The organism is Proteiniphilum sp. (assembly GCF_034331125.1).
GTDB classification, from domain to species: domain Bacteria; phylum Bacteroidota; class Bacteroidia; order Bacteroidales; family Dysgonomonadaceae; genus Proteiniphilum; species Proteiniphilum saccharofermentans.
In genome coordinates this window covers 5,238-13,315 of record NZ_JAXQGC010000015.1, presented here as the reverse complement: position 1 = coordinate 13,315, position 8,078 = coordinate 5,238, and the positions used below count along the sequence as shown (strand labels likewise).

The 8,078-nt window shown below is 41.0% G+C and carries 11 protein-coding genes and 1 tRNA gene; 8 read left to right on the top strand and 4 right to left on the bottom strand.

What is annotated here, in order from left to right:
• The first annotated feature begins 458 nt into the window (after positions 1 to 458).
• From mobV to U2P89_RS04385, 8 genes are all read left to right on the top strand, one after another.
• Complete coding sequence (gene mobV / locus U2P89_RS04420; protein ID WP_322190729.1) at positions 459 to 1,745, top strand: MobV family relaxase; 1,287 nt, start codon at positions 459 to 461, stop codon at positions 1,743 to 1,745.
• Positions 1,746 to 1,814: 69 nt separating this feature from the next.
• Positions 1,815 to 2,135 carry a metalloregulator ArsR/SmtB family transcription factor gene (locus U2P89_RS04415; protein ID WP_322190728.1) on the top strand — a complete coding sequence of 107 codons (321 nt, stop codon included), beginning with the start codon at positions 1,815 to 1,817 and terminating at the stop codon, positions 2,133 to 2,135.
• Between the two features lie 72 nt (positions 2,136 to 2,207).
• Positions 2,208 to 2,624 carry an arsenate reductase ArsC gene (locus tag U2P89_RS04410; RefSeq protein ID WP_322190727.1) on the top strand — a complete coding sequence of 139 codons (417 nt, stop codon included), beginning with the start codon at positions 2,208 to 2,210 and terminating at the stop codon, positions 2,622 to 2,624.
• Between the two features lie 7 nt (positions 2,625 to 2,631).
• Positions 2,632 to 3,708, top strand: coding sequence for an ACR3 family arsenite efflux transporter (arsB, locus tag U2P89_RS04405; protein ID WP_322190726.1), 1,077 nt, complete (start codon positions 2,632 to 2,634; stop codon positions 3,706 to 3,708).
• A gap of 12 nt (positions 3,709 to 3,720) precedes the next feature.
• A complete protein-coding gene (locus U2P89_RS04400) occupies positions 3,721 to 4,146 on the top strand; it encodes a nitrophenyl compound nitroreductase subunit ArsF family protein (protein WP_322190725.1) in 426 nt (141 codons plus the stop codon).
• On the top strand, positions 4,146 to 4,850 hold the full coding sequence (locus U2P89_RS04395; RefSeq protein ID WP_322190724.1) for an aromatic aminobenezylarsenical efflux permease ArsG family transporter: 705 nt from the start codon (positions 4,146 to 4,148) through the stop codon (positions 4,848 to 4,850). Before U2P89_RS04400 ends, U2P89_RS04395 begins: the two co-directional genes overlap by 1 nt.
• A 12-nt stretch (positions 4,851 to 4,862) precedes the next feature.
• On the top strand, positions 4,863 to 5,096 hold the full coding sequence (locus U2P89_RS04390) for a thioredoxin family protein (protein WP_322190723.1): 234 nt from the start codon (positions 4,863 to 4,865) through the stop codon (positions 5,094 to 5,096).
• A gap of 4 nt (positions 5,097 to 5,100) precedes the next feature.
• Positions 5,101 to 6,444 carry a permease gene (locus U2P89_RS04385; protein WP_322190722.1) on the top strand — a complete coding sequence of 448 codons (1,344 nt, stop codon included), beginning with the start codon at positions 5,101 to 5,103 and terminating at the stop codon, positions 6,442 to 6,444.
• A 113-nt stretch (positions 6,445 to 6,557) separates the two neighbouring features.
• Here the strand turns inward: U2P89_RS04385 and U2P89_RS04380 are convergent, their stop codons facing one another.
• The 4 genes from U2P89_RS04380 to U2P89_RS04365 form a co-directional block, all read right to left on the bottom strand.
• Entirely contained in the window at positions 6,558 to 6,686 is a 129-nt protein-coding gene (locus U2P89_RS04380; protein WP_322190721.1) for a hypothetical protein, read from the bottom strand.
• Between the two features lie 83 nt (positions 6,687 to 6,769).
• Positions 6,770 to 7,177: a DUF1896 family protein gene (locus U2P89_RS04375; protein ID WP_322190720.1), complete on the bottom strand. Its 408-nt coding sequence runs from the start codon at positions 7,175 to 7,177 to the stop codon at positions 6,770 to 6,772.
• 95 nt (positions 7,178 to 7,272) lie between these two features.
• Complete coding sequence (locus U2P89_RS04370) at positions 7,273 to 7,542, bottom strand: hypothetical protein (RefSeq protein WP_322190719.1); 270 nt, start codon at positions 7,540 to 7,542, stop codon at positions 7,273 to 7,275.
• A 351-nt stretch (positions 7,543 to 7,893) separates the two neighbouring features.
• Positions 7,894 to 7,967, bottom strand: a tRNA-Asp gene (locus U2P89_RS04365).
• Between the last annotated feature and the right edge of the window lie 111 nt (positions 7,968 to 8,078).

Here is an 8,078-nt window from a genome sequence, read left to right as displayed (position 1 = left end):
TGAACAGGTCTGACTGGTATGCTGTAACTTGCTGTCGCTTCATAGAACAAATTTTGAACTAACTGCTCCTTAAATTAAAAGATTCAGACCTTCTTTTATGAGTGTGCACTTCATAAAATACTATGTCTTCTGCTGACTTCTTATAAGACTTAGAATTACATCGCTATAAGTCCTGCACTGTTGGTGCCTCTTATAAGACCTCTCGGGATAAGATATTAAACTTTCACTGCGTTCTGCCTGATTTACTCATAAGAGTTACGGTTGAAGTTTGGGCGTTCCCAATCCATTGCTCGGTTGCCCTCCCAAATGAGCCTTATATCAGATTTCTGTGCGTCAGAACCTCAGTTTTGCTGATGGCTTCTTTCAGATTTGCAGTTGCCCGCAACACCCTTGCCAGTCGCTAATGTTTCCTATCAACTCGGCACATACAGGAACTTACATCCTGCAAGCTTAATACCATGCCCGACATACAAACGAGCGGAACCGATTCCGCTATGTCGGCACACATCGAGCGAACCATCGCCCCGAAAAATGCCGACTCGAAACGCACTCATCTCAACAGGGAATTGATAGCATTCCCCGACGGTGTACGCAACCGCACCCAAGCCATTCAGCATCGGTTAGACAATGCCGGCTTGCAACGCAAAATCGGCAAGAACCAAGTGCGTGCCATCCGCGTCCTGCTTACCGGGAGCAACGAAGACATGAAACGCATTGAAGCCGAAGGCAGGTTGGGCGACTGGTGCGATGACAACCTGGAGTGGTTGCGAAAAACATACGGCAAAGAAAACATCGTTTCCGCCGTACTGCATTTAGACGAAACCACACCCCACATCCACGCCACCCTTGTGCCGATTGTTACCACCGAAAGGCGGAAGAAGAAATCGGAGACGCAGGTAAAGAAAAATTACCGCAAGAAAAACCCCAACGCTCCACGGCTTTCTGCCGATGACGTGATGACCCGTGCCAAACTGAAAGCGTACCAAAACAGTTACCCCGAAGCAATGGCGAAATACGGCTTGCAACGCGGTATCGAAGGCTCGGAAGCCCGGCACATCGGCACGTCGCAATATTACAGGGATTTGGTTTCCCAAAACGAAAACCTGAAAGTGAATATCGGAGAACTGTTAGAAAAACAAGCCACCGCCAAAAAGAAGCTCTCGCAGGTAAAGTCGGAAGCGAGCAAAGAGAAATTCAAAAAAGTCAAAGCCGAAATGGGTGCGAACCTGATGGATGGAGTAAATTCGCTTTTCATTGGTTCAAAAACAAAACGACAACAAGCGGAAATTGAGGAGCTAAAATCGGAAAACGCCACGCTGAAGGATGAAAATAGTTCACTGAAAACCCAACTGCAAACCTTGCAGAAAGAGTATAAAACCGCTACCGATAAACTTCAAGCTGAATTGAAAAAGATATACGATTTGTTTCCCAATCTTCGGGAACTGCTTTCTATCGAAAATCTATGCCAACAGGTCGGGTTCGCGAAAGAAACGATTCAACGGCTATTGCGGGGCGGAAAAGTCTCCTTTTCGGAACGATTGTTTTCATCCGAACACAAACGTAGATTCGCAACAGAAAACTCCATCGCGCAAATTGTGAAAATCCCCGATAAACCCGGCAAACTCCGTCTTACCATCGACGGCGTGGAGATTACCGAGTGGTTTCGGCTGAAATATCGGGAGTTTCAGAGGAGTATTGGGATTGATTGGGCAGAGAGAAGTGTGGGGAGAGGACGAAAAATTTAAAAAACTATCATTCGCATTATTGCCAATTAAAAAACTATTCGTATTTTTGCGAACAATAAAGAAAAAATAATGGCTAAGCAAAAATACACAGAAGAGCAAAAGCAAATAGCACGTTTCGCCAAGGCTTTAGGACACCCTGCGCGAATAGCGATATTACAGATGCTTTCGAAGCAGTCTTGTTGCTATCATGGAGATATGTCAGAAGTTTTACCCATAGCTAAAAGCACATTGTCGCAACACTTAAGAGAATTGAAAGATGCGGGTTTAATACAAGGAGAAATTACTTTGCCATCTGTAAAGTATTGTATTAACAAAAATAATTGGACTTTAACGAAATCGTTATTCAATGTATTGCTAAGCAAAGAACAAAAAGAACAAGAAGAAAAATAATTCACTAAAAAATTTACACTCTATGTTCGTATTTATACGAACAGCATATCTCGACATTAAAACAAGAATAAAATGAAAACGAAAATTTTAGTACTCTGCACAGGCAACAGTTGCCGTAGCCAAATTGCCGAAGGATATTTGCGCCACTTTGCCAGCGAGAAAGCCGAAATATACAGCGCAGGCGTAGAAACACACGGCGTAAATCCACGAGCCATTGAAACAATGAAAGAAGACGGCATTGATATTTCGAGCCACACCTCAAACAATGTGGATGATTACCGCGACATTAATTTTGACTACGTGATAACTGTTTGCGACAATGCCCGCGAACGCTGTCCCTATTTCCCTACAAAAGCAAAAAAATTCCACCATAATTTTCCCGACCCTGCAAAAGCGCAAGGAACAGAAGAAGAAATCACCGCCGAGTTTCGCCGAGTACGCAATATGATAAAAGAATATTCCCAACAATTTACCTACGAGAATCTATAAAGCCGATATGAGTGCAAATAATTGTAATCCCACGGTGGAGCGCAAACGACTGAGTTTCCTCGACCGCTACCTTACACTTTGGATTTTTCTTGCGATGGCAATAGGCGTGGGAACAGGATATTTTTTTCCTTCCGTGGCAAACGGCATTAACGCGATGTCGAGCGGAACAACCAACATTCCGCTGGCAATAGGTTTAATTCTAATGATGTATCCGCCTTTGGCAAAAGTCCGATACAATCAAATGAACAAAGTATTTCGCAACACAAAAGTTCTTACTGCTTCGCTTTTGTTGAATTGGATAATTGGTCCCATTTTAATGTTTGCCTTGGCGGTAATATTTCTGCGAGACTACCCCGAATATTTGGTCGGTCTTATATTGATTGGCTCGGCACGATGTATAGCGATGGTTATCGTGTGGAACGAGCTTGCAGGCGGAAGTCGCGAATACGCGGCTGGATTAGTTGCCCTCAATAGCATTTTTCAAGTTTTGTTTTACAGCGTTTTCGTTTACTTTTTTGTTTCCGTCATGCTCCCCATTTTTGGTATTTCAACAGAAAGTGTAAACATTACGATGGGCGAAATTGCCAAAAGTGTAGCCATTTATCTCGGCATTCCGTTTGCAATGGGCATATTAAGTCAGTTAATACTAGTGAAAATTAAAGACGAAGAATGGTATTGGAAAAAATTTATTCCTTTTATTTCGCCCATTACTTTAATTGCCTTGCTGTTTACAATCGTGCTGATGTTCAGCCTAAAAGGTCAGTTGATAGTACAAATACCGCTCGATGTGGTGCGCATTGCCATTCCTTTACTCATTTATTTCGGACTGATGTTTTTGGTCAGCTTCTTTGTAGGTAAGCGTATGGGAGCCGATTACGAACAAGATGCCGCCTTGTCGTTTACCGCGGCAGGCAATAATTTTGAATTGGCAATTGCCGTTGCAATTGGCGTTTTCGGTATCAACAGCGGTCAAGCATTTGCTGGCGTTATAGGTCCGTTGGTAGAAGTGCCGGCACTTATTGCTTTAGTTAACGTATCACTTTGGTTTAAAAGAAAGTATTTCAATAAAACAAGAATAAATTAAAACACAAACAAAATGAAGAAATTAGTTATTGTAATCTTTGCCTTAGTTGCTATTACAGCTTGCAACAATTCTGGCAATAAAAAAACAGATGGAGACGTATCAAGCACTGCTGTTCTAAATGAAGATTTGTCTGTTGTAAACGTGTACTATTTCTACGGCAAGCAACGCTGCAAAACTTGCATAGCTGTTGGAAATGTTGCCCAAGAAACCATTAAAAAAGACTTCGCGGGAAACAAAAATATTCGTTTTACTGAAGTGAATACGAGCGAAAAAACCAACGAAAAACTGGTAGAGAAGTATCAAGTGACTTGGAATGCACTGATAATAGTGAAAGGCGATGATGCCGTTGACATTACCGAAGAGGCTTTTGCAACTGCCAATGAAAACCCCGAAACTCTTGCCAACCGAATCAAAGACGAAGTAAACAGCAGATTGTAATGGAATGGTTGCAGCAACTTGTCGATACATATAAGAACGATATCCCAATTTTTGCAGCCTTTGTGCTTGGATTAATGACATCCATAAGTCCTTGTCCGTTGGCTACAAATATCACGGCTACCGCCTATTTGAGCAAAGATATTTTGTCGAAAAAGAGAGTGTTGCTCAATAGTTTGTTCTACACTTTGGGGCGGATGTTTAGCTATACGGCACTCGGAATTGTTTTTTATTTCGGCGCGAGCCAATTCAAAATAGCGAAATTATTGCAGGGATTGGGAGGCGTTTGGCTTGGGATTGCGCTTGTTTTTGTGGGCGTTTTAATGCTGGATATTATCAAAATTAATACTCCCGTTTTCAACAAACTTCAACCGAGTATTAACGAAGAAAAATTCCGCAAAGGATATTGGAGCGCTGTCCTTTTGGGAGTAGTCTTTGCGCTTGCTTTTTGTCCGTTTAGCGGCGTGCTGTATTTCGGCGTGTTGATACCGATGACAATTGCGTCTGCGACAGGTTTGTTGTTACCGCCCGTTTTTTCAATCGGAACAGCGTTGCCCGTGATTGCCATTGCCGTTATTTTAGCGTACAGCGTGGCAAATATGGGGAAGTTTTACAACGGCATGAAGCACTTCGAAAAGTGGTTTAAACGCATTGTGGCTGTGGTGTTTTTAGCCGTAGGAGCTTATTACATAATCATAAACATATAATTTTTTATAACAATGGAAATCAAAATTTTAGGCACAGGATGTACAAAATGTAAAACAACGCAACAATTGGTTGAAAAAGTTGTTTCCGAAAAAAATATTGATGCTACTGTAACCAAAGTAGAAGATATTATGGAGATAATGAAATTCAACGTAATGTCAACACCCGCAGTTGTGGTTGATGGAGTTGTGAAATTAAAAGGGCGCGTTCCTTCCGAAAAAGATATTCTTCAAGCATTGGGAATTTAAGAAGATGGAAACAAAACGCGAACTTAAAATTCTTTCCTATATCATTGTGGTATTTTTGGCGATTTTCTTTCTACCAATTGCCAACGAGAGTTTTATGACAGCCATTCGGGCAACCCTCGACCTCTCAAAATGGTATGCGCAGGAACATGTGATTTTATGCCTTTTGCCGGCATTTTTCATTGCCGGAGTAATATCGGTATTCGTAAGTCAAGGTTCGGTAATACGATATTTTGGTGCCAATGCAAAAAAATGGCTTGCATATTCGGTCGCAAGTGTTTCCGGTGCTATTCTTGCCGTATGTTCTTGTACCATTCTGCCACTCTTTATGAGTATTTACAAACGCGGAGCAGGTTTAGGTCCCGCTGTCGCTTTTTTGTATTCCGGTCCGGCAATCAGCATTTTATCTATTATCCTAACAATGAGGATTCTCGGCGTGGAAATGGGAGTTGCAAGAATGGTGGGAGCCATAAGTTTTTCCATTGTGATAGGGTTGATTATGTCGTTCATTTATCGCAAAGAAGAAAAAGCGAAAAAAGAAGAGCAAATGAATATCGAAATCGAAACCGAAAAACGCCCCATGTGGCAAACCGCCCTTCATTTTTTCACGTTGGTACTTATTTTGGTATTTGTGAATTGGGGCGCACCCTCGGAAACCGACAATAGTAGTTTGTGGCATTATATCTTTGAATACAAATGGATTATTACAGGCGTTTTATCCCTTTTGCTTGCCTATTCGCTTGTGCGCATTTTGAAAATAAAATGGCAATGGGTACTTGGAGCTGTGTTGATAACAGGTTTATCTGTGGTTTTATCGGTTATGTTTGTGGAAAATTCGCTTTATGTTCCGCTGATACCTATGGTTGTAGGAATAGCCTCGCTCAGCATTATAACCCTATTCGATAAAAACGAGCCTGAAAACAGAGAATGGACACTCTCGTCTTGGGATTTTGCCAAACAGATTATGCCATTGCTTGCCATTGGAGTTGTATTAGCGGGATTTTTGCTCGGCTCAACTCATGGAGACACATCAATTCCCGGTATCATTCCAAACGAATGGGTTGAGTGGGCTGTTGGCGGAAATTCAATTCTATCCAATTTTCTTGCAAGCTTTGTTGGTGTGTTTATGTATTTTGCCACTCTTACCGAAGTGCCGATTATTCAAGGGTTGTTGGCTTCGGGCATGGGAAAAGGTCCTGCGCTGGCTCTGTTGTTGGCGGGTCCGTCGTTATCGCTGCCCAATTTATTGGTAATACGGGGTGCAATGGGAACCAACAAAACAATCGTTTATGCAGGTTTGGTTACTGTCTTGTCAACATTGGTTGGCTTTGCGTATGGAGCGATGTTTTGAATAATTAGAATTTATCTAAATATTAAAAGGGCGTAAATCAATTTAAAAATTTATGCCCTTTTTATGAAATACATATTTACGAGGCATGAAACAACTTGTTTTTTAGAAAAGAGTCAACGTTTGTCATGTCTTAATGTTTCCAATTCTGCACCGCTCTCCGCTTCTCTCATGGCAGAAAGAGTTTCCTCGTTCAGCTCTCTGTAAACTGCATCGAAGAGGATTGTTTCTAAAAAATTATTCATGCTTCTATTTTCTTTTTTCGCTTGTTTTTTAGTCTTTCCAACAAATCGCTGTTTAAGCGAAATGCGGTTGCTATTCTTACGGCTCACTGCATAAACGGCAATAATTCATCCCTTAATCTGTCTTCTGCGTCAGAGCCTTCCACGTCCATGCCGTAGTTCTCAAAAATATCTTCCGTTTTTTGCCAGATTGATACCGCTTGTTCATCGTCTATTTCTTCGTGATGTAATTCTTCGTAAAACTCTTTGATGTAAGCACAAGGGGAAAATTCAAGAAAAGCGTGCAATACCTGATTGGCTTCATATCGGGCTTCTACATCGTTTTCTCCCCTCAATATGGCTTTCGTGTAAGCCTCTTGTGCAGAGTTTGCTCTTGATATTACTGTTCGTTTCAATTCCTCTTTATCAATGAAGATTTGAGGATGATAATCCCGGATGTAATCAAAAATCCTTTTTTGATATTTATCCAATACGCTAAGTTTATTTGTATCCATGATGAAATTTGCTTGTAAGTGAGACTATATAAATAAATAAAAATGTAGGTATACAAATAGGTAGAAATGCAAACAGATAAAAATGGAAATATTTGTCAATTGCAGGACTTTTCTTCATTCTCAAAATGAGATTTGATAATCGGGCAATAGTATTTATCTATTTTGTGCATCGTGCTATACCACATCGCGTCGTCTTTGCTTTGGTTTAAAATTACCAGCTCTTCCCTTCTGTACATTTGGAACTCTTTTTCCAGCTTGATTAGCTCATCGGTCGATTGGCTTATCGCTTTTTTCTTTGCGTTAATGGCTTTCATATAATTAAGAGCAGTTATGGCAACATCAAGGCTTAGTCCGTCGTAGGTCATGACTAAATCATTTGATACATAGGTTTTTGCATTGGTTGTTTGGGTAGCATTCACAGTCGGTCGTATTCGTTAGAGGTTTATACAAATATACAAAAATATAGGTATATAATTGTATAGTTGGGCGTGATTTTTTGGCTATTTTTGTTGCCGAAAATAAACCGATTGAAAATGAAATGGAGTAGGGAGAAAAAAATACTGACAGGAGCAATCGCAATAACCAAACTTAAATAATCTCAAAGGGCGAGATTGTGGTTCAACTTTTAGGAAATGCTTTTCTAAATCAAAAACCTTAATTTCTGGGTGTAAAAAAGGGTGTAAATCTTGTAACTACTTGATTTACACCCTTTGTTGCGGTATGGACGGGACTCGAACCCGCGACCCCCTGCGTGACAGGCAGGTATTCTAACCAACTGAACTACCACACCATTTTTGGTTACTATGTATGGACTTGTTAGCTGCGACCCTCCCGAGGAAGTCGGGATATTCTAACCAACTGAACTACCACACCATTTTTGGTTACTATGTATGGACTTGTT